Genomic DNA, 20,703 nt, shown 5'->3' with positions numbered 1-20,703 from the left:
CCCTCCATGACATTCCACGTCGCCGTCCCCGCCGACCTCCGTATCGGCGGGGGCTCCCTCTCGCAGCTGCCGGACGTGCTGCGCCTGCGCAACGCCGAGCGACCCCTGATCGTCACCGACGCGTTCCTCACGAGCACCGGCACGGCGGCCCGCGTGGTCGCCCTGCTGGAAGACGCCGGCCTGCACCCCGCCCTCTTCTCAGGTGTCGTGCCCGACCCGACGACCGTCTCGCTGGAAGACGGTCTCGCTGCGGTGACCTCCCACCGTGCGGATGTCCTCGTCGGCCTGGGCGGCGGCAGTCCGATCGACACGGCCAAGGCGCTCGCGGTGCTCGCGGTCCGTGGCGGCCCGCTGCGCGATCTCAAGGCTCCGTTCAGCTACGACGGCCCCGCGCTGCCGGTCGTCGCCATCCCCACCACGGCCGGCACCGGCTCCGAAGCGACGCGGTTCACCGTGATCACCGACAGCGACACCGGCGAGAAGATGCTGTGCGCGGGCCCGTCGTACCTGCCGGTCGCCGGGATCGTCGACTACGAGCTGACGATGAGCATGCCGCCACGACTCACCGCCGACACGGGGATCGATGCGCTCACGCACGCTGTCGAGGCGTACGTGAGTTCACGTCACAACGCCTTCTCGGATGCCGTCGCGCTCCGCGCGATCACGATCATCGGCAGGAGCCTGCGCACCGCCTACCGCGATGGCGCCGACGATCACGCCCGGGCCGAGATGATGGAGGCGGCCACGCTGGCCGGGATCGCCTTCTCGAACTCGAGCGTCGCTCTCGTGCACGGCATGAGTCGCCCGCTGGGCGCCCACTTCCACATCAGTCACGGCATGTCGAATGCGATGCTGTTCGCCGCCGTCACGGAGTTCTCGCTCAGCGCCGCGGACGATCGCTACGCGGACTGCGCGCGCGCTCTCGGCGTTGCGGATGACAGCGTCGCGGACGCGGATGCCGCGGCGGCGCTCGTCCGGGAACTGCGCGCCCTCGCCGACGAACTCGCAGTGCCGACGCCCGAGCGGTTCGGGATCGCTCGCGACGACTGGGAGGCACTCGTTCCGACCATGGCAGAGCAGGCGCTCGCCTCGGGCTCGCCGGGGAACAACCCGCGGGTGCCGGCCGCCTCAGACATCGAGGACCTCTATCGAGCGATCTTCCGCGGCGACGCGCGCTGACCTGCGCGATCGCGAGGAATCCGCCCGGTGCATCGCATAGCCCCAGGCGGCGAAGCCGAGCATCGGGCCCCAGAGCCAGAAGGGGAAGACCAGGAGCAGGTACACGCTCTCCTGTGCGTTCCCGACTCCGGTCAGGGTGAATTCAGCGCTGGCCGCCGTGAACAGGACGCTGACCACGCTCGCCGGGATGATCGCGAGAGCGGGAGGAACGGCGCGTCCGCCGATGCCCGCGAGAAAGCGCGGGAACCGCTCGCCCCACGGCAGGATCAGGCCCAGGGTGAGCAGGCCGCCGATGAGCATCGCGAGACCGAGCGCCAAGCCCGTCGCGCGCGTCGACGGATCCTCGGCGAACATCTCGGCGCTTCCGCCGAACAGTGGCCACGGAGTGAGCCAACTGGCCCGGGCGACCGCATACGGCAGGGCGCAGGCTGCGGCGATGAGAGTGATCGGGGTGCGGTGGCCGTGCACGAATGCGGCGAGCGCGCGGTGATCGCTCCGACCGTCAGCGATCACCCAGATGAGCAGCCCAGCGGCGGCGACGACATGTGCGAGTGCGAGCGACACCTGGGGCAGGATGCCGAGGAGCGCGCCGACCACCCGGAGCGGCAGCGCCGCCGCCTCGAGGTTCACCGCAGCGAACACGAGGCCGCCGATGACCAGTCCGGCGAGGGGGATCCCCAGCCACGGTCGACGGATCACGGTGAGCGTGACGAACACCACGATGCCGAGGATCACCGTCAGCGCGAACGTGTACCCAGCCGCGGGGATGACTCCCCCGGGCATGGTGACGGCGACGAGAGCAGCGGCGAGGAGGCTCGCACCGCGGACGGCGCGGGCCGACGCGCCGCCGCCCCGGCCGCGTTGCATGGCCACAGCGAACCCCGTCACCCCGAGAACGGCGAGAGCCCCGGTCAACGAGAGCGCGAGCTCGACGCCGGTTCCGAGCCTGCCGACGAGACTGCCCGGCAACGTGTCGAGGAACCCTGGAATGAGCATCCGCAGAAGGCTGACGACGGCGATGGCGAAGCCGCTCGTGGCGACGGCGAGGAGGACGACGATGCGTGTGCGTGTTGACATGCCTCCACGCTAGGAACGCGATCACGGCCGCACATCACCCGCGCGAGTCGGTCCGATCACCCGCTCGGGTGAGCGCGGATCAGGAGCCGGGGCGAAGGATGCCGGTCTCGTAGGCCCAGATCACCACGTGCACCCGGTCGGGCAGACCGAGCTTCGCGAGCACCGCCTTCACGTGCGTCTTCACGGTGTTCGGCGACAGGAACAGCTTCCGCGCGATGTCGTCGTTCGACGCGCCGGTCGCGAGTGCGCGCGCGACCTCCTGTTCGCGCGCGCTGAGGGCGGCGAGCGCCTCGCCAGGCGCACCGCCGGGCAGCCCCTCGCGGACGAAGCCGATCAACGCAGCGGTCGCTCGTGCTGACATGACCGAGTCGCCGGCTGCGACGGCGACCGCGGCATCCGCGAGTTCGCCGGCGCCGGCATCCTTCGTCAGGAACCCGCTGGCTCCTTCGCGGATCGCGGCGAGCACGTAGTCGTCGAGATCGAAGGTGGTGAGGATGAGCACCCGGGTCGACGGACGCACCCGCAGGACCTCGCGAGTCGCCTCGATGCCGCCCATGCCCGGCATCCGGATATCCATCAGCACGACGTCGACGGCGTGCGCTCGGACATGCTCGATCGCCGCCTCGCCCGAGGGCACCACCGCGACATCGGTGACGCGCTCATCGCGGGACAGCATCACCGCCACCGCCTGGCGGAACAGCTCCTGGTCGTCGACGATCAGGATGCGGATGCTCATCGGGCGCTCCTCTCCGCCGGGAGATCGACGGCCACGACCCAGCCACGCGATTCCCCTTCCGCAGCGGTGAGGGTGCCGCCGGCCAGTCGCACCCGCTCGGCGATGCCGACAAGCCCCACGCCGCCGCCCAGATCGCTCTGCGTTCGCCCGCGCCCGCCGTCGTCGTCGATCGTGACGTGCACGGCATCCGGCTGCCATTCCAGCCGCACGTCGATCTGCACCGGCGGCGCCGCATACCGCACAGAGTTGGTGAGAGCCTCGCGCACCGCATGATGCAGCGCGACGGCCGCATCGGGTCGGAGCTCACCCCGTGCTCCCGTCTCGGCCACGCGCACGTCGATCGAAGGAGTGCGCACGCTGTCGAACAGTGCGTCGAGGGAGTCGATCGTCGGCAGCGGCTCCCTCGGCGCGTCATCCGCCACCACGGCGCGCATGCCGCGAAGCGCCTCCCGTCCCGTGTCGACGACGATGCCGAGCGCCGCTCGACTGCGATCCGGATCGTCTTCACTGAGTGCGCGAGCGACCTCGGCCTGCGCGATCATCACGGTCATCGAATGCGCGACGATGTCATGCAGATCCCGGTTGATCCGCATCCGTTCGTCGGCGATGGCCTGGGCGACGCGCATCCGCAGCCGCTCCTCCGCCTGCGCGCGCCGCAATCTCAGCAGCAGCCCGATCGCCCAGGCCGCCGCTATCGCGCCGCTGAGCCCGACGAAGGCTCCCACCCTCAACATGGCGTCGTCGAACTGCGGCTCGGCAGCGACGACCAGCAGCGCACCGAACACCCCGCTTCCCAGCGCCAGGGTACGGAAGAGCGTTCCGGTCCGGATGGCGACCTGTGCGATGACCAGCAGATACGCGGCAGTCGAGGGCAGTAGCGCCGCAGACACCGCGCGCAGCCCGGGCACCAGGATGAGGGCGCACATCACGCCGCTCGCGATGACGATGGCGACGACCGGCGAGCGCACGGCGAGCAGAGAGGCCGCATGCAGGACCGCGTACAGGACGATGGCGAGCGCGAGGATGATCGGGCCGGGCCGGACGGAAGGGTCCGTGAGCAGCGCGATGCTCGATGGCAGCAGGATCACCAGCGCGATGAGCGCGACCACGGAGTCGACGCGCGGCCATGCCGGCCGGCGGCGAATCGCTGAGCTGGTCTCGGACGGCATGGCCCTCATGCTCTCACGTGCCCGCGCGGTTCAGGATCGCCCGTGGGGGTGATCACCGCGCATCGAGATGACCGACGAAAAGAGTGCGCCGACCGACAGCGACCCTGCTCAGCCGCAGAATGCCGAGGCCGACTCCTTCAGCTGCTCGATCGCCTCGACGGTCTCCGGCGCCTGCAGATCGGTCACCTCGCCGAGCTGCTGCGCGCCGGAGCGGATGAGATCGCCCAGCTGCCCGTCGACGTCGTCGGCGAGTCCGTCGAGCGTCGCCACGAGATCGTCGCGCGCCGCATCGAGTTGCTCCTCCGTGGCACCACCCTGATCGATCACCGACTGGTACTGGGCGTAGGCGTCATCGATCGTCGTGCAGGTCTCCTCGACCGGGACGCCGACGACGTCTCCGGCGAACTGGGTCACCTGCGAGCATCCCGCGAGAAGACCGGCGGCGAGCAGAAGGGGGAGGACGACGAGACGGCGCATGCCCCGAGGGTAGCCGGGGCACCTGCATGGGCACCTGGGAGTCGAGCCCTCTGCCTCACATCCTCGCGTATCGGGCCCGAGCGAAGCAGAACAGGCCGTAGAGGACGAGTCCGGCACCGACCGTCCAGAGGATGACGACGCCGAACGGGAGCCCCGCCAGCGCGCGCAGCGCAGCATCCAGACCGCCGGCCGTCTCCGGATCGTGCGTGAGCGCGGCGACCACGAACAGGATGCCGGCGACTCCGACGGCGATGCCCTTCGCGATGTAGCCCACGACGCCGAACGAGATGATGCCCTTGCGGGCCGCGCCCGTGGGGAGCTCGAGGTGCTTCGTGAACGCTTTCGTGATGCCACGCACCACGAAAGCGCCGCCGACAGCGACGACGATCAGCCCCACCAGCACGAGCAGCGCGACCCCCGCCGGTGCCGCCAGCAGTCGGGCGCTGAACGACTGCGAGGAGTCGGACGACTGCGACTGGCCGCCCAGCGCGTACACGAGCGCGGTCCCGGCGATCGCGACGTACGCGGCCGCCGTGCCGAGGAACTTGATCCGATGGCCCCACTTCTTCTTCGCGTCGGGGTCGCGTTCGAGGACGGCCTCGGCGATCTGCCAGATCGCGAGCGCCACCAGCCCCAGCACGATGATCCACAGCAGGACGACGCCCGCCGGACTCCGCTGGATCTGCTGCATCGCACCGCCCTGATCCGCCTCACCGCCGCCGCCGGTGGCGATCGAGATCGCGATCCCGCCGATCAGGAGATGGAGGATGCCGAGGACGACGTAGCCGACCCTGGCCAGGGTCCGGAAGACGGTGGAGTCCTGCGCGGTCCGAGCCGCGGATGCGGCGGAATCAGTGGAGTTCATGAGGTCGAGGTCCTTCGATCGGTGGTGCGATGGAGCCCTCGGCGAGATGCAGGGCACGGCGATCCCGCACCGATTCGGCGGCGATCCAGACGAGCGCGGCCACGGCGACGCCCTCGAGCATGCCTGCGACGACGTCGCTGAGCCAGTGGGCGTTGAGGTAGGTGCGGCTCCACATCATCGTGAGCACCCACCCGGCGCCGAGCAGCCAGACGTACCAGCGTCGGAGCACGAGGGCGAGGATCACGACCACGGTCGTCGCGACGGCCGTGTGGCCGGACGGGAACGATGTGGCCATGCGCTCCGCGAGCGAGTCGGCCGGTCGCGTGCGTCCGATGACGGCGGCCATCGTCGCGCCGACCGCGACGACCACGACCATGGCGATCGCCAGGGTCACGGCATCCGCTCGCCGTCGTCGCCACAGGAACAGGGCGATGAGGAGGGCGCCGACGACGATCATGCCGACCGTCCCGCCGACGATCGCCGGCACCCACGCGATGACGACGCCGACGTCGCTGCGCGACGCAGCCATCAGATCGTGCCAGAGGATGTCGACATCCAACGGTTCGTGGCCGCCCGCCGCGACGAAGACGCGGAGCACGACGAAGGCGACGGTGGCCGACACACCGACGACGAGCGCGGCGGCGCGGGTCCGCGGACCAGAGACGCGGGTTCGGTTCACGCGGCATCCTCAGTCATCTTCGTCCTTGCCGTTGTCGTCGTTCTTCTTGCCGTTGTCGCTCTTGTTCTCGCTCTTGCCCTTGTCGCCCTTGTCGGAATCCGTGTCCGTGGTGTCGTCGGTGGCGGTCTCCTCGGGCGCGGGCGTGACGGCGACGTCGGCTTCGAGATCCGATCGGACGACATCGATGGACTGCTGGATGATCGCCGCCCGCTCGGCACTGATCTCCCCGTCGGTGCGTGCCTGGGCCGTCTCGGCCTGGAGGGCATCGAGTTCGAGCAGAGCCGCCGGGATGTCACCGGCTTCGGCGCTCTCGGCGATCGCCAGCACGCGCGACTGCCACTCCCCACTCGTCTGCGTGTCGAGCCCCGACGCGGTGGCCGAGCATCCGGCGACCGCGAGGAGGGTGGCGAGGACGACGGCCGCGCAACCGAGGCGAAGACGGCGGCTCACGGCGACACCGCGTCCATCAACTTTTGCAGGTGCGCAGCGAGCGGCTCCTCGAGCGCGGGAAGCGCCGGCGGAGAGGCGGGCTCATCGCCCGCTCCCGCGATCGAGATCCCCGTGATCACGCCGACGACGACGACAGCGGCCAGCGCCGAGACGGCCAGCCATCGTCGCCATCGTCGCGGTGTCCCGTCGACGGCAGTGTCCGGCGGAAGCACGGCGGTCTCCGCCGGCAGCACAGCCGTGCGGGTCGCCCCGGATTCGGACGGAAGCGCCACGGTGGCCGTCGAGACGACGGCGGCTGCTCTTCCCGCACGCAGGTTCCGCGCCCCGGCGACGACCTCCCTGGCGGTGGGACGGTCGGCGGGATCCCGCGCGGTCATGGCTGCGAGCAGAGCGCCCCACTCGTGGCCGACCTCGGACGGGATGACCGGATCCTGAGAGAGGCGTGCGAGCACGGCCTCCCGCAGGTCGTTCTGGGCGAACGCCCGTCGTCCGGTGAGCGCTTCGAGCAGCACGAGGCCGAGCGAGTAGACATCCGTCGAAGCCCGCGGATCCGCCCCGGTGACCTGCTCCGGGCTCAGATACGCCGCGGACCCGATGATCGTTCCGGGCGTCGTCAGCCGCGTCGCGTCGACGAGATACGCGATCCCGAAGTCCGCGAGCTTGGCGGAGAACTCCTCCCCCGAGATCCCGGGCGAACGCAGGAGGACATTCGCTGGTTTGACGTCTCGGTGCACGATGCCCGCCCGGTGCACGGCGTCGAGCGCGTCGGCGAGATCCTCGGCGAGCCGCGACACCGCCGGCTCTGGAAGCGATCCCCGGCGCAGCCGCTCGTCCAGCGTGGGACCCTCGACGTACTCCATCACCAGATACCTCGGCTCCTCCGCGCCCAGATGAGCGTCGTAGAGGGTCACGAGGGACGGGTGGTTGAGCGCGGCCAGCAGCTGCGATTCGGAGGCGGTCCGCGCGATCTCGGTGGTTCCGTCACGGAACACCTTGACGGCGACGTCACGGCGCAGCATGGTGTCGCGGCCGCGATAGACCACGCCCATCCCACCCTCTCCCAGTCGGGTCGCGAGTTCGTACCGATCGCCGAGGAGGTGGCCGGTCAGGTCACCGGGGCGAGGCGACGCCACGACTCAGACGACGGGATCGTTGTCGCGACGGCTCCGTCGGGTGACCTGCTCGCCGCTGACGGGGTCGACCGACGTCCGTGCGACCGTCTCCGTGCGACGGCTCCGCATCGTCAGGATGAGGCTGATGAGGAACACCACGACGCCGGCGCCCATGAGGATGTAGCCGATCAGGTCGAGGTCGACGAACCCGCCCGTGTCGATGTTGACCGCGAACGCGAGGATGATGCCGATGACGAAGAGCGCGATTCCGCTTCCGATTCCCATGATTGCCATACCTCTCTGCGACCGCACGTGCGATGCGCAGTACGAGAATAGGGTCAATCTCCATTGAGTCAACCCTCATGGACACAGCCTCGCGCCCATGGTATGGATGAAGGCGATGACTGATCTCACGCGCCGCGCCGGCATCTTCGCCGCACTCGCCGATCAGACGCGCCTGCGCATGGTCGATCTCCTCACTCTCGGCGACCTCTCCTCGTCCGAGATCGGTGCGCAGCTCGGACTCCGCTCCAATCTGGTCGCCCATCACCTCGGCGTGCTCGAGTCGGCCCAGATCATCGCGCGTGCGCGCTCGGAGTTCGATCAGCGGCGCAGCTACATCGGTCTGCGACCCGAGGTGTTCGACACCCTCGCTCCCGCCAGCGTGCCGCCCCCGGAGCGCGTGGTCTTCGTCTGCACCGCGAACTCCGCTCGATCACAGCTCGCCGAAGTCGTCTGGAAGGATATGAGCACCATCCCGGTCGCCTCCGCCGGAACCCGACCAGCGGATGCCGTGAACCCCGGCGCTGTGGCCTCGGCCGAGCGGCACGGCCTGGCGATCGACGAACGTCGCCCGCCCCGCCACATCGACGACGTCCGGGCCGTGGGCGACCTGGTGATCACCGTCTGCGACGACGCGCACGAGCGGCTCCTGACCCGCGACGACCTGCACTGGTCGATCCGCGACCCCGCGCGGATCGGGACGGCCGCCGCATTCGACGCCGCCCTGGAGGCCCTGCACCGACGCATCCGCGGGTTCGTCGCCCGTCTCGCCCCCGCCTGACCGCGCATCTCGTCCGATCCGACGATGATGCGCGGTCGCGCCGGCTCCTCCGCGTCTAAGCGCGGCGCACAGGCTGCTGCAGCTCGGTCACCCAGTCGGACTGGTCCTCCGAGATCGCCCGCACGTACAGCTCCCGGCAGGGACCGGCGAGCTCGAGGTCGCGGGCGAGGGTCTCGCTGTGGATCGCGTGCCAGCTCTCGGCGATACGCTCCATCGACCCCAGGTGGATGCCGCAGACGGCGGCTTCGGCAGCGGGGAGCTCGATGATCTCGAACCCGTCCTGGACCGGCCCGCCGTACTCGTAGCCGATGACGACCTCCAGACCGTCGTCGATCGATCCGTACTGCGCGATCGGCGTCGCGAGCGCGCCGCTCTCACCTCCGATGATCTCGGCGATGGCGTCGAAAGCCGGCCCCACGACGCCGGCGACTTCGGGCTGATCCGCGACGACCGTGCGGATCGCCGCAAGGCGGACAGCGGGCAGGGGCTTCTCGATGATCTCGATCCGGGACATGTGATTCTCTCTCTCGATGAGGTGGAGCCGCCTCTCGACGTCGACGAGTCGTGCAGCGGCGATCCGGTGCTCCTGCTCCACCTCGGCACGCCGGATCCGCAGCAGCGCGGCGATGCGATCCGCATCGACACCCTGATCGAGGATCGAGGAGATGTCGTCGAGACCGAAGCCGAGCTGACGCAGGGCGACGATCCGGTGCAGACGCTCCAGTTGCCGAGGGTCGTACGAGCGGTAGCCGCTGAACTCGTCCACGTGAGCGGGAACGAGCAGGCCGGCGGTGTCCCAATGCCGCAGCATCCGATGGGTCACCTGACCGATCTGCGCGAAGGCTCCGATGGATAACATGTCTCTGTTCTCCCGCCTTCCACAGTGTCAGAGTCAAGTATCTCCACGAAACGATCGCGATGTCGGTCGGCCCGGTTATCGTCGCCGTGTGCCGGAGCCAGTGCAGCAGTGGTGGGCGAGGAGACAGTTCTCGCGCGGCACCGCCGTGCCCTATGAGGTGGGCGCCTTCCGCACCGGGTGGGCCGCGTACCCCGAACTGATCCGGCAGTATCACCCCGAGCTGAATCACGGCGTCGCCCTCTCGCAGGTGCCGCTGGCTGCCGACGTGCTGCTCTGCTGGGAGTGCGCGGTCGGCCATCGGTTCGCGGCGACCCCGACCGAGCAGCGCGAGCGACCGGGCCGGGTCCGCCGACGCTCGGCGTGGTGCCCGGAGTGCTCGGCTCTCGCCCGTCCGCAGCCCGTCGTGCTCGGCGAGGCACGCGCGATTCCCGCACGACCGCGGATGCCGGCGCCCGCCGTCTGCACGAAGACCCCGGATCTCCCGAAGGGCACGGCCTTCCTCAGCGCATGCGCACCGAAGCCGGCGTCGGCCGCCGAGGCGAAGCTCCGCGCGGCGCTCACCGAGCGTCTGGTCTTCACCGGCGAGGTCAACGCGATCAAGGTGACGCGCCCGTTCTTCCGTCACACCGAGGTCTGGCCCGACATCCTGCTCCCCGAGCTGCGCATCGCGATCGAGTACGACACGGTGGGGCGACACGGCCTCGAGCATGTCGGCAAGCGAGAGGAGACCGACCGCCGGAAGGATCGCGCGGTGCGGAGCGCCGGGTGGGAGGTCGTGCGCGTGCGCACCGGGAAGCTCGAGCCGCTCGGTCCGCACGACCTGCAGACATCGTCGGTCGGCGCGCGCGGCGTCGCGCTGCTGATCGACAGGCTGCGCGACATCCGCGGCGCGCTGATGGTCGATGCGTACCTGCGTTGAGATGATCGGCTATGGCCTCCTTCCACCCGGATCTGCGGATCGCCCGCTTCATCCCCCCGTTCTTCTTCGGACCGCGGACGACGGCCCTGGCCAACCGGAGCCGACCCCGACCACGCCCCGGCCCCGAGGATCTGATCGTCGACGACCTGATCATCCCCGGACCGGCGGGGGCGCCGGAGATCGAGATGCGGGTCTATCGACCTCGCACGGCCGTCGGCACGACAGCGGCGCTCCTCTGGATCCACGGCGGCGGGATGATCACCGGGAACCGGCTGAGCGACGAGAAGAGCAACATCGCGTTCGCCCGCACGCTGGGCATCACCGTCGCATCGGTGGAGTACCGGCTCGCCCCCGCGCATCCGGCGCCCGCCGCCCTCGACGACGTCCACACGGCGTTCCGCTGGCTGGTGGATCATGCGGCCGAGCGGGGCATCGATCCTGAACGCATCGCGATCGGCGGCGCGAGCGCCGGCGGCGGCCTGGCCGCGGGAGCGACGCTCCTCGCCCGGGATTCCGGAGGTCCGCTCCCCGCGTTCCAGCTCCTGGTCTATCCGATGATCGACGACCGGACGGTCACCCGTACCGACCACGACACCCGAGGGGTGCGCGTATGGACGCCGCGCAGCAACCGATACGCCTGGGGCGCGTACCTCGGTCATGAGCCGGGACGGGCGGACGCGGTCTCCGACTACGCCGCTCCCGCGCGTCGCGCCGACCTCGGCGGACTGCCGCCCGCCTGGATCGGCGTGGGCACGAACGATCTCTTCCACGACGAGGACGTGCGCTACGCGGAACGTCTGCGCGAGGCAGGCGTGCCGTGCGAGCTCGTCGTCGTGGACGGCGCCTTCCACGGGTTCGACATCGTCATGTCCCGCCGAGGCGTCTCACGGGAATTCTGGCGCGCCCAGGCGGCGGCACTCGGGGCCGCTCTCGGCTGACAGCACCACGCGCACGCTCGACCCGACGGCGAGCGCTCGACCGAGCGCTCGACCGACCCAGGAGAATGGAGACATGTCCCCGAAGTCCCCTCGGCGTCTGCTCGCCGCCGCGCGCAGGCTCGTGCACACCGACCCCGCGAGCGTCGCCGCCACCGAGGTCATGCCCGTGATCGACGAGCGCACGGTCCCGAAGGTCCTCGACCTCTCGACCCGCATCGGCGAATCCATGTTCGCGATCGGGGCCTCCGCGCACGAGGTCACGCTCGCCATCATGCGGGTCTGCGACGCCTACGGCCTTCGCGGCGTGCAGGTCGACGTCACGTACAACTCGATCACGGTCTCCTTCCACCTCAGCGGCGAGGTCTGGCCAGAGACCCTGATGCGCGTGGTGCGCGTGGCGGCACCCGATCACGCCAAGCTCCAGCGGGTGCAGGCTCTGGTCTCCGACATCCGCGGCGGGCTCGATCTGGAATCGGCCCGCACCGCGTTCCGCGCGATCCGCCGGATGCCGTTCCGCTATCAGCAGCCGATCGTCGTGGTCGCCCGCGCGATGCTCGCGGTCGGCGTCAGCATCCTCCTCGGCGCGTCGCCGATCATCGTCGGCCTCACCTTCATCGCGGCTCTGGCCGCGGCGATCACCCAGGCCGGGCTCTCCCGACTGCAGGTGCCGCTGTTCTTCAACCAGATCGCCGGGGGCTTCGTCACGACGGTCGTGGCCGTGGCCGTGTCGGCGCTGGGCGCCGCGGGCATCGAGCCGTTCGTCGGCATCCGCCCGTCGATCATCGTGGCGTCCGGCATCGTGCTCATGCTCGCCGGCCTCACCGTGGTCGGTGCGGCGCAGGATGCGATCGACGGCTTCGCCCTCACCGCGGGCGGACGCATCCTCGACCTCACGATGCAGACGCTCGGCGTCGTGATCGGCATCCTGGTGGGCCTGGAACTCGGCAGCGTGCTGGGGTTCACGATGGACCTTCCCGACGACCCTGCTCCCTTCGGCCCGCTGCTCGGCGTGTTCGCGGGCGCGATCATCATCGCGGTCGCGGTGGCGGTCTTCAACGGCGCCGGCATCCGGATCATCCTCGTGAGCGCCCTGCTCAGCGCCATCACGATCGCGGGCTACACGCTCGCGTCCGCGGTGCAGCTGCATCCCGCCGCGGCGAGCGCCCTCGGCGCCCTGCTCGCGAGCTTCGTCGGGGTGATGATCGCGCACAACCTGCACGTGCCGTCCGTGGCGGTGACGACGGCGGCGATCGTGCCGCTCGTCCCGGGTGTGGCGGTGTTCCAGGGTCTGCTCGAGATGGTCCACACCGGCGGTTCGGCGTCGGATGTCGTCGTGGCCGGCAGCTCCCTGATCTACGCGGCCGTGATCGGGGTCGGTCTCGCTTCGGGCGCCTCGCTGGGGCTCTACCTCGGCACCCCGGTGCGCGCGACGCTCGGGAGCGTGAGCAAGGCGCGAGCGCGGACGCGCCGGTGACGGATGCCGCCGCCCGCGGGCGTCAGCCCGCCGTGCCGGCGTACATCTCGCCGACCGGGACCGCGATGGAGAGCACATTGCCCGGCTGGGCGAGCGGGCAGGCCCACGCGGGGTCGTAGGCGCACGACGGGTTGTACGCGAAGTTGAAGTCGATGACGATCGTGCCGCGCTCCGCGTCCGAGCCGAGGTCGGCGCCCTTGACGGTGTCGATCAGGTAGCGTCCCCCGCCGTACGTCCCGCCGGGGCGTCCGGCGAGCGCGTCGCGCACGGGGATGAAGAGTCCGCCGGCGTACGAGGTCAGACGCCAGATGTCGAGCGTCCCGGTGTCGGGGATCTCGACCATGCCGATCCGCTCGAACGGCACGACGCCGTCGGTGCCGGTCGCGAACTCGAAGCCGCCGGGCTCGGCGGGGAGGATCGGCAGCTCGAAGCGCCACTGCGGGTCGTACGACGCGATCGGCAGCCCATCGAACAGGAGCCGATCCTCCGACAGCAGCGGGGTCGCCGGATGATGGAGCAGCAGTTCGTCGCGCTCGATCCGCCAGAGCTCGTGCGCGTCCTCCGGGGACTCGGCGTCGCGGATGGCGGCGTACAGGGCGAAGACCCGGCGGCGCCAGTCGACGACCTCGGCGGCGGTGCGGGCTTTCTCGAGCGTCATGAGGTTCAGGCTACGCCGCGCGCGAGTCTGCGGCCGGCTCCGGGTCGTCTCATCGGCCGCGCCGCTTCGAGAGAAGCACCCGGATAATGGAGAGGTGGAGCCGTGGCAGACGAGGGAGTGGTTCGCCGAGTACCTGGACGTCTGCAACGCGCACGATCTGGATGCCCTCCGGGAGCTCGTCGATCCGCAGGTGCGACGTGCGCACCTTCCCGGCGGCGTGGACGCGTGGATCGACGACATGGCCGACCTGTTCCATGCGTTCCCCGACTGGCGCTGGCGGCGCATCCAGCTCGTGATCGAGGATGATCGGATCGCCGCTCACCTGCGCGGCAGCGGCACCCACTCCGGGGTCTTCCACGGGCTGTCAGCGACCCGTCGGCACGTGAACGTCGCCGAGTTCGGCATCTACCGCATCGTGGGCGGGCGCATCGTGGAGCACGCGGACTCGGAACCGCACCTGCGGATACGAGCGCAGCTCGAAGCCTGAGGGGTCAAGGCCCCGGATCAGTCGCCGAACGCGGCGAGCAACTCGGTGAAGTGGTCGAGGTCGTCTGCCGACCAGCGGCGCAGCCGCTCCCCCAGTCGTGCCTCGTACCGGGAGCGGGCCAGGGCCACGCGCTCCTGGGCGAGCTCGGTCGCGACGAGCACCCGCGCCCGACGGTCGTCCGGGTCGCGGACGCTCTCCACCAGCCCCAGCTCCTCGAGCTGACGAACCTGCCGGCTCACGGCCGACTTGTCGGTCTGCAGGCGCTCGATGATCGCGCCCGCAGACGTCGCCTTGCCCGACGCGATCGAGGTGAGCACCTGATACCCGAGCGGCTGCAGATCCGGATGCACGGTCGTCGCGGCCTCGCGCCAGCTCACGCGGATGCGGGCGAAGAGTCGCCCCAGCTCGTGCTCGACGCGCGAGATCGCCTGATCGAGCTCGGTGCTCCCGGATTCGGCGCTTCCCGCACCTTCGGGCGCGGCGGCGGGCGCGCCCGTGCGGGCGGGTTCGTCGGGCGAGGCGCTCATGGTCGCCAGCTTACGGCGAAGCCTCATGGAATGACCGCGAGACGTCGATCATCGCCCCGGTCGCGATCACAAACGGAGGCTGAGATCACAGATGCAGGCGTGATGCGCCGATCTCGACCTGCATCCGTGTTCCGAACCTGCATACGTGCGCACGCGAACTCCGGTCAGACCTCCGCGAGCAGTCGGAAGACCTTGGAGGCGGCGTCGATCTCGTCCTGCGTCAGCCCCGCCACGACCGTGCGCAGGCGTGTGGCGTGGTCACGGCGCAGCTCGGCGAGGGCGGCGCGGGCCGACGGCGTGGCCGTCAGGACCCGAAGCCGCCCGTCGCGCTCGTCCGGGCGGGACTCGATCAGACCGAGCTCCTCCAGCATCCGCACCTGGCGGCTGATCACGGACTTGTCCATCTCGAAGCGCTCGGCGAGCTCGTGCGCGTTCGCGGTGTCGGCCCGCTCGATGAACGTCAGCAGCTTGTAGCCGCCCACCTGCAGTTCGGGATCGATGCGTGCCGCCGACTCCTTCCAGAGCGTCCGGGTCCTCGCGAAGATGAGGTTCAGATGCGTCTGGAGGTCGCCGAGAGCGCTGTCCACGTCCTGAGACGTCGCCGCTTCCGTGGTGACCATGTCAGCGCCTCGGCTCCTCGTCCTCGCGCTCGAGCACGGTCACCGATCCCGTGGTCGGCGACGGGGACTCGGCGCCCGCGATCCGGATGGTCCCGGTCGAGAGCGATGCGCCCACCTCGGCTTCGGCGACCTCGATCACCGATTCCTCGGCCTGGTCGCGCAGCTGCTCCGCAGCGTTCTTCGTCGAGAGCGGCTTGTTCTTGATGAACGCGATCGCGATGATGGCGATCACGGCGAGCGGGATCGCGATGATGAACGCATCCGCGATGCCGTGGCCGTAGGCGCCCTCGACGATCGCGCGGATCGTGTCGGGGAGCTGCCCGACCTTCGGGACGTCGCCCGACGCGAGGTGCTCCAGCGCGCCGACTTCCTCCGGCGTGGTCGGCACGAAGCCGTCGAGGCCGTCGGTGATGTAGCTCGCGACGCTGGTCGACAGGAGCGAGCCCATCACGGTGACGCCGATGGTGCCGGCGATGGTGCGGAAGAAGTTGACGTTCGAGGATGCCGCGCCCAGCTGCTGCGGGGCGGTGTCGTTCTGCACGATGAGCGTGAGGTTCTGCATGACCATGCCGAGACCGGCGCCGAGGACGAACATGTAGACGGCCACCAGCGGGAACGGGGTGTCGTAGCGCAGCGTCGCCATCAGGCTGACGCCGATCGTCGTCAGGACCGACCCGGTCAGCATCCAGCCCTTCCACTTGCCGAAGCGGCTCACGAGCTGGCCGATGATGATCGACGCACCCATCTGGCCGATGATCATCGGGATGGTCATCAGGCCGGACTCGGTGGGCGTGGCGCCGCGGGCGAGCTGGAAGTATTGCGCGAGGAACACGGACGTCGCGAACATCGAGACGCCGATGGCGATCGACGCGATGACCGAGAGCGTGAAGGTGCGGTTGCGGAAGAGCGACATCGGCACGATCGGCTCCTTGACGAAGAACTCGACCGTGATGAACGCGGCGATCGCGGTCACGGCGAGCATGATGCTCGTCGAGGAGTCCCAGTCGAACTGGCTGCCGCCCATCGACACCCAGATGAGGAGGGTGGAGACGCCGACGGCGAGGAGGACGATGCCGAAGTAGTCGATCGAGACCTTGGTGTCGCGCTGCGGCTTCGGCAGGTGCAGCGTGAACTGCAGCAGCACGAGGGCGAGGATCGCGAACGGCACGCCGACGAAGAAGTTGGAGCGCCAGCCCCAGACGTCGGTGAGGAGGCCGCCGAGCAGCGGGCCGCCGATGGTGCCGAGGGCCATGATGCCGCCGACGACGCCCATGTACTTGCCGCGTTCGCGCGGCGAGATGATGAGCGCGACGGCGATCATGACCAGCGACATCAGGCCGCCGACGCCGATGCCCTGCACGACGCGCACGGCGATCAGCATGTTCGTGTCGGTCGAGAAGCCGGCGATCACGGTGCCGACGGTGAAGAGGATCAGGGAGATCTGGACGAGGATCTTGCGGTCGACCAGGTCGGCGAGCTTGCCCCAGATGGGCGTCGAGACGGCGGTCGCCAACAGGCTCGCGGTGATGACCCAGGTGTACTGGGACTGCGTGCCGCCGAGGTCGGCGATGATGACCGGCATCGAGGTCGACACCACGGTGCCCGAGAGCACGGCGACGAACATGCCGACGACGAGGCCGGAGATCGCGGTGAAGACCTCGCGCGGTGAGCGCACGGCCTCGGTCGCGGAAGAAGGTGAGGCGTTAGTCACGGGGTGAATGCTCCTGTGTTGAAAGTTGACAAGGGTCAACTATACCCCTTTGGTTGCGTAAGCGCAACTATCGACCTGGAGCAACGATCGTGCGCGGGGCGGAAGGATCCGATGTCCCCGGTGCGTGCGACGATCTTCCCGTCGACGGGAGACGCGATGCGGGACGAAGCCACCGTGCTGCATGCCGATCTCGACGCCTTCTATGCCTCGGTCGAGCAACGGGACGCACCGGCGCTGCGCGGGAAGCCGGTGATCGTCGGGGGCGGAGTCGTCCTGGCCGCGAGCTACGAGGCCAAGGCCCGCGGCGTGCGCACCGCGATGGGCGGACGGCAGGCGCTCCGGCTCTGCCCGGATGCCGTCGTCGTCCCGCCGAGGATGGACGCGTACTCCGCGGCGAGCAGAGACGTGTTCGCGATCTTCCGCGACACGACCCCGCTGGTCGAGGGGCTCTCCATCGACGAGGCGTTCCTCGAGGTCGGCGGACTCCGGCGCATCGTGGGCGCACCCGAGCAGATCGCGATGCGGCTGCGGGAGCGCGTGCGCGCCGAGGTCGGTCTGGCCATCTCCGTCGGGGTCGCGAGGACCAAGTTTCTGGCCAAGGTCGCCAGCGCCGTCAGCAAACCCGACGGCCTCCTCGTGGTCGAGCCCGACCGCGAGGAGGAGTTCCTGCTCCCCCTGCCGGTCGAGCGACTGTGGGGTGTCGGCGCCGTGACGGCCGAGAAGCTGCACCGGCTCGGCATCCGCACCGTCGGTCAGCTCGCCGAGCTCGAGGCGTCCGCAGCCCAGCGGCTTCTCGGCAAGGCGACCGGTGCCCACGTGCACGCGCTGGCGCGGCTGCGAGATCCGCGCCCCGTCGACACGACGCGGCGCCGCGGCTCCGTCGGCTCGCAGCGCGCCCTCGGCAGTCGCCCGCGATCGGCCGAGGAGCTCGACCTCATCCTCACGCAGATCGTCGATCGACTCGGCCGGCGCCTCCGCGACGGCGACCGCGTGTGCCGCACCGTCGTGCTGCGCCTGCGCTTCGGCGACTTCGCGAAGGCGACCCGCTCGCGCTCCCTCGGCGCCCCGACCGATCGCACCGCCAGATTGCTCACCGTCGCCCGGATGCTGCTCGTCGCGGCGCAGCCCGAGATCGCCGAGCGCGGCATCACCCTCATCGGCATCTCCCTCTCGCAGCTCGACCATGCCGACCGCGTGCAGCCGGAGCTTCCCCTCGACGAGCTCGGATTCAGCGACGACGGGGAGCGCCTCGACACGGTGCTCGACGCGGTCCGCGATCGCTACGGCGCGGCGTCGGTCGCCCGTGCCGCGCAGCTCGGTCGCGACCCAGGCTGGTCCGCGCCGCTGCTACCCGAGCACGAATGATCCGCGCGCGCGGAAGTGGGACTTGCTCCTCACACAGTGTCAAGAGGAAGACTGGCCAATCATGTACACCATCGGAGAGTTCGCCGCATTCGGACGCATCAGTCCGCGGATGCTGCGCCACTATGACGCCATCGGGCTGCTGACACCTGCCCACACCGACGACCAGACAGGACGCCGGCAGTACGCGGCCCGGCAGCTGCCCGACCTCTACCGCATAGCGACACTGCGGGACCTCGGGATCGGCCTGCCGGCCATCGGCCACGTCCTGGCGTCGGATGATCCGGAGAGATCACTGCGCGCGGTCCTGCGAGAGCGTCGCGCGGAGCTTGTGGCCTCCCTCGACGCCGACGCGGCGCGGCTGCAGCGACTCGACCGACAGCTCAGCGAGACGGGAAGGAAATCCACGGACGCCGTCGAGTACTCCGCGTCCGAAGCGGTCACCGTCTACGCCACCGAGGCCATGGCGGTCGGCGGCGGGTCCGAGGCCATCGGCGAGGTCATCGGGGACCTGATCCCGCGGTTGGACGACGCTCTCGAGGCCGCCGGCCGCCCGCTGATCGAACCGGGTATCTTCTGGTACGTCCCGCGCGAAGAGTCGGATGACATCGATGTGCACATCTCCTACACCGCGGAACCGGTGCCGGTGCCGGGCAACGGGTACGAAGTCGTGCGACTCCCGGCCGCTCCGATGATGGCACGGCTCCGCCATCGCGGCGACATGACGAGCATCCACGAGTCGTGGGGCGCGCTCATGACGCGGATCGTCGCGGACGGATACTCGATGATCGGTCCGTGCCGGGAGGTCTACCTCGAAGCCCCCGGCCATGTCCCGGGCGACGGCTGGGTCACGGAGCTTCAGGTTCCGATCGAGCTCACCCCTGCGTCATGACGTCGTGGCCGAAGGGGCATCCCGCTCGGCGAGCACCGCGCGCGCGGCCAGTCCGATGATCGCGCTGTACGTCGGATAGGCGAAGCGGACGCCGGCGAGGGTCGACACGTCGACGCCTGCCGCCATCGCCGTGGTGACCGACTGGATGACCTCGATCGCGTTCTCTCCGACCGCGTGGGCGCCGAGGATGAGCTGGCGACGTCGATCGGCGATGAGCTTCAGGAAGCCGACCTCACGGTCGTCGATCACCGCGCGTTCGAGGTTGGCGTAAGGAACGGTGGCGACGACGCAACCGGTGTCGCGCTCTCTCGCCTGCTCCTCGGTGAGCCCGACTCCGGCGTAATCCGGGTCGGTGAATCCGCCCGCCGGCAGCAGGTGGTGCGGCGTGCGACGGTTCGCGCCCAGCACCGCGTTCTCCGCTGCGGCCTCGCCCTCGAACTGCGCGGCCTGTACGAGCATGTCGCGGCCGTTCGCGTCGCCGACCGCGAAGATGTGCGGCACGACGGTGCGGAAGTAGCGGTCGGCGGGGATCGAGGATCGTTCGATCGCGATGCCGGCGTTCTCGAGGCCGAGATCCTCGACATCGGCGGGCCATCCCGTCGCCATGATGACCGCGTCGAAGGTCGACGCGGTCTCCTCCCCCGCCTCTCGCCACGTGAGCCGGATGGCGCCGTCGTCCGTTCGCTCCAGACCCACGACCGTCTCGATCCCGGTGCGCACATCAACGCCCTGCTCGACGAACGCGGCGCTGACGGTCGCGGCGATCGCGGCATCCGAGGCCATCAGCACCCGCGGAGCCACATCGAGGAGGGTCACCTCGGAGCCGAAGGACGAGAAGACCGTGACGAGCTGCGCGCCCGTGTTGCCCGCGCCGATCACTGCGACGCGGCGAGGCAGAGCCGGGAGCGACAGGACGTCCTCAGGCACGGTGGCGAGCTCGGCGCCCGGAACCGGCAGCCGTTTCGAATGTCCGCCGACGCAGATGAGGATCGACCCGGCGGTGAGGCGCCGACCGCTGTCGAGCACGAGGGTGCGGTCGTCCGCGAAACGTGCACGACCCTCGTGGATCAGGTCGACTCCGGCCGCGGCGAAGCGCTCCGCTTCTCGCTTGATCGAACGCACCCGGTCGACGCGTTCGTGGACTCGCTCCACCGTGGTGGCCCAGTCGATCTCGGGAGCGCCGGCGCGCACGCCGTAGTCGTCGGCATGGCGCGACTCGCGGATGAGACGCGCGGTCTTGGCCAGCACGCGGGTGGGTACGCAGCCCGTGTTCACGCACGTCCCACCGGTGCGCCCGGCCTCCAGCACGACGACGCTCGCTCCCAGCTCGGATGCCCGCAGCGCCGCGGCCGCGCCGGCCGGCCCTGCTCCGATCACGGCGACGTCGTAGTGCTCTTTGAACTCTGCCATGCGCCGAGAGTATCGCGGGAGGACCTTCGCGACCTCGGG

General features: G+C 70.0%; 23 protein-coding genes. 8 read left to right on the top strand and 15 right to left on the bottom strand.

The genetic code is table 11. The features are described from left to right. Window positions 1–6 precede the first annotated feature (6 nt). Window positions 7–1,179 carry an iron-containing alcohol dehydrogenase gene (locus tag ABS642_RS18780; protein WP_350351327.1) on the top strand — a complete coding sequence of 391 codons (1,173 nt, stop codon included), beginning with the start codon at window positions 7–9 and terminating at the stop codon, window positions 1,177–1,179. Here the strand turns inward: ABS642_RS18780 and ABS642_RS18775 are convergent. From ABS642_RS18775 to ABS642_RS18735, 9 genes are all read right to left on the bottom strand, one after another. Further along, the gene (locus ABS642_RS18775; RefSeq protein WP_350351326.1) at window positions 1,129–2,256 is read right to left on the bottom strand and encodes a hypothetical protein; all 1,128 of its coding nucleotides are present in this window, start codon (window positions 2,254–2,256) and stop codon (window positions 1,129–1,131) included. The two genes, ABS642_RS18780 and ABS642_RS18775, sit on opposite strands and share 51 nt — an antisense overlap. 79 nt (window positions 2,257–2,335) lie before the next feature. After that, the gene (locus tag ABS642_RS18770) at window positions 2,336–2,992 is read right to left on the bottom strand and encodes a response regulator transcription factor (RefSeq protein ID WP_350351325.1); all 657 of its coding nucleotides are present in this window, start codon (window positions 2,990–2,992) and stop codon (window positions 2,336–2,338) included. Then, on the bottom strand, window positions 2,989–4,161 hold the full coding sequence (locus ABS642_RS18765; RefSeq protein WP_350351324.1) for a histidine kinase: 1,173 nt from the start codon (window positions 4,159–4,161) through the stop codon (window positions 2,989–2,991). The genes ABS642_RS18770 and ABS642_RS18765 overlap by 4 nt, the downstream gene beginning before the upstream one ends. Window positions 4,162–4,269: 108 nt before the next feature. Further along, window positions 4,270–4,638, bottom strand: a complete 369-nt coding sequence (locus ABS642_RS18760) for a hypothetical protein (protein ID WP_282216058.1) — start codon at window positions 4,636–4,638, stop codon at window positions 4,270–4,272. A gap of 55 nt (window positions 4,639–4,693) precedes the next feature. Continuing rightward, window positions 4,694–5,503, bottom strand: coding sequence for a DUF1206 domain-containing protein (locus ABS642_RS18755; RefSeq protein ID WP_350351323.1), 810 nt, complete (start codon window positions 5,501–5,503; stop codon window positions 4,694–4,696). Then, complete coding sequence (locus ABS642_RS18750) at window positions 5,490–6,182, bottom strand: phosphatase PAP2 family protein (RefSeq protein WP_350351322.1); 693 nt, start codon at window positions 6,180–6,182, stop codon at window positions 5,490–5,492. Before ABS642_RS18750 ends, ABS642_RS18755 begins: the two co-directional genes overlap by 14 nt. Before the next feature lie 9 nt (window positions 6,183–6,191). Beyond that, entirely contained in the window at window positions 6,192–6,632 is a 441-nt protein-coding gene (locus ABS642_RS18745; RefSeq protein WP_350351321.1) for a hypothetical protein, read from the bottom strand. Beyond that, the gene (locus ABS642_RS18740) at window positions 6,629–7,765 is read right to left on the bottom strand and encodes a serine/threonine-protein kinase (RefSeq protein WP_350351320.1); all 1,137 of its coding nucleotides are present in this window, start codon (window positions 7,763–7,765) and stop codon (window positions 6,629–6,631) included. The genes ABS642_RS18745 and ABS642_RS18740 overlap by 4 nt, the downstream gene beginning before the upstream one ends. Window positions 7,766–7,768: 3 nt before the next feature. Further along, window positions 7,769–8,029 carry a DUF6458 family protein gene (locus ABS642_RS18735; protein WP_282216053.1) on the bottom strand — a complete coding sequence of 87 codons (261 nt, stop codon included), beginning with the start codon at window positions 8,027–8,029 and terminating at the stop codon, window positions 7,769–7,771. Between the two features lie 115 nt (window positions 8,030–8,144). Here ABS642_RS18735 and ABS642_RS18730 point away from each other — a divergent pair, with 115 nt between their 5' ends. Next, window positions 8,145–8,807, top strand: a complete 663-nt coding sequence (locus ABS642_RS18730) for a helix-turn-helix domain-containing protein (protein ID WP_282216052.1) — start codon at window positions 8,145–8,147, stop codon at window positions 8,805–8,807. Window positions 8,808–8,862: 55 nt separating this feature from the next. Here ABS642_RS18730 and ABS642_RS18725 read toward each other — a convergent pair whose 3' ends face one another. Then, window positions 8,863–9,666, bottom strand: a complete 804-nt coding sequence (locus tag ABS642_RS18725) for a MerR family transcriptional regulator (RefSeq protein ID WP_350351319.1) — start codon at window positions 9,664–9,666, stop codon at window positions 8,863–8,865. A gap of 88 nt (window positions 9,667–9,754) precedes the next feature. Here ABS642_RS18725 and ABS642_RS18720 point away from each other — a divergent pair, with 88 nt between their 5' ends. From ABS642_RS18720 to ABS642_RS18710, 3 genes are all read left to right on the top strand, one after another. Beyond that, window positions 9,755–10,585 (top strand): zinc-ribbon domain-containing protein, encoded by an 831-nt coding sequence (locus ABS642_RS18720; RefSeq protein WP_282216050.1) that lies wholly within the window; start codon window positions 9,755–9,757, stop codon window positions 10,583–10,585. Between the two features lie 11 nt (window positions 10,586–10,596). Then, window positions 10,597–11,523 (top strand): alpha/beta hydrolase, encoded by a 927-nt coding sequence (locus tag ABS642_RS18715; protein WP_350351318.1) that lies wholly within the window; start codon window positions 10,597–10,599, stop codon window positions 11,521–11,523. Window positions 11,524–11,596: 73 nt separating this feature from the next. Continuing rightward, window positions 11,597–12,997 carry a threonine/serine exporter family protein gene (locus tag ABS642_RS18710; protein ID WP_350351317.1) on the top strand — a complete coding sequence of 467 codons (1,401 nt, stop codon included), beginning with the start codon at window positions 11,597–11,599 and terminating at the stop codon, window positions 12,995–12,997. 22 nt (window positions 12,998–13,019) lie between these two features. Here ABS642_RS18710 and ABS642_RS18705 read toward each other — a convergent pair whose 3' ends face one another. Then, window positions 13,020–13,655, bottom strand: a complete 636-nt coding sequence (locus tag ABS642_RS18705; protein ID WP_350351316.1) for a DUF1684 domain-containing protein — start codon at window positions 13,653–13,655, stop codon at window positions 13,020–13,022. 94 nt (window positions 13,656–13,749) lie between these two features. On the opposite strand from ABS642_RS18705, the gene ABS642_RS18700 reads away from it, so the two are divergent. Next, complete coding sequence (locus ABS642_RS18700) at window positions 13,750–14,142, top strand: ester cyclase (RefSeq protein WP_350351315.1); 393 nt, start codon at window positions 13,750–13,752, stop codon at window positions 14,140–14,142. A 17-nt stretch (window positions 14,143–14,159) separates the two neighbouring features. Here the strand turns inward: ABS642_RS18700 and ABS642_RS18695 are convergent, their stop codons facing one another. The 3 genes from ABS642_RS18695 to ABS642_RS18685 all read right to left on the bottom strand — a co-directional run bounded on the left by ABS642_RS18695 (window position 14,160) and on the right by ABS642_RS18685 (window position 17,000). After that, complete coding sequence (locus ABS642_RS18695; RefSeq protein ID WP_350351314.1) at window positions 14,160–14,669, bottom strand: MarR family transcriptional regulator; 510 nt, start codon at window positions 14,667–14,669, stop codon at window positions 14,160–14,162. A 164-nt stretch (window positions 14,670–14,833) separates the two neighbouring features. Continuing rightward, window positions 14,834–15,289, bottom strand: a complete 456-nt coding sequence (locus ABS642_RS18690; RefSeq protein WP_350351313.1) for a MarR family transcriptional regulator — start codon at window positions 15,287–15,289, stop codon at window positions 14,834–14,836. A gap of 1 nt (window position 15,290) precedes the next feature. Continuing rightward, window positions 15,291–17,000, bottom strand: a complete 1,710-nt coding sequence (locus tag ABS642_RS18685) for an MDR family MFS transporter (RefSeq protein ID WP_350351312.1) — start codon at window positions 16,998–17,000, stop codon at window positions 15,291–15,293. Window positions 17,001–17,156: 156 nt separating this feature from the next. On the opposite strand from ABS642_RS18685, the gene dinB reads away from it, so the two are divergent. After that, window positions 17,157–18,365: a DNA polymerase IV gene (gene dinB / locus ABS642_RS18680; RefSeq protein ID WP_350353466.1), complete on the top strand. Its 1,209-nt coding sequence runs from the start codon at window positions 17,157–17,159 to the stop codon at window positions 18,363–18,365. Window positions 18,366–18,426: 61 nt separating this feature from the next. Then, entirely contained in the window at window positions 18,427–19,254 is an 828-nt protein-coding gene (locus ABS642_RS18675; RefSeq protein ID WP_350351311.1) for a MerR family transcriptional regulator, read from the top strand. Here ABS642_RS18675 and ABS642_RS18670 read toward each other — a convergent pair. Further along, on the bottom strand, window positions 19,249–20,664 hold the full coding sequence (locus ABS642_RS18670; protein WP_350351310.1) for an NAD(P)/FAD-dependent oxidoreductase: 1,416 nt from the start codon (window positions 20,662–20,664) through the stop codon (window positions 19,249–19,251). The genes ABS642_RS18675 and ABS642_RS18670 overlap by 6 nt on opposite strands. Window positions 20,665–20,703 lie beyond the last annotated feature (39 nt).

This window comes from Microbacterium sp. A8/3-1 (assembly GCF_040267695.1).
Taxonomy (GTDB): Bacteria; Actinomycetota; Actinomycetes; order Actinomycetales; family Microbacteriaceae; genus Microbacterium; species Microbacterium luteolum.
The sequence above is the reverse complement of the archived record's forward strand: the minus strand, read 5'-3'. Positions and strand labels throughout refer to the sequence as shown.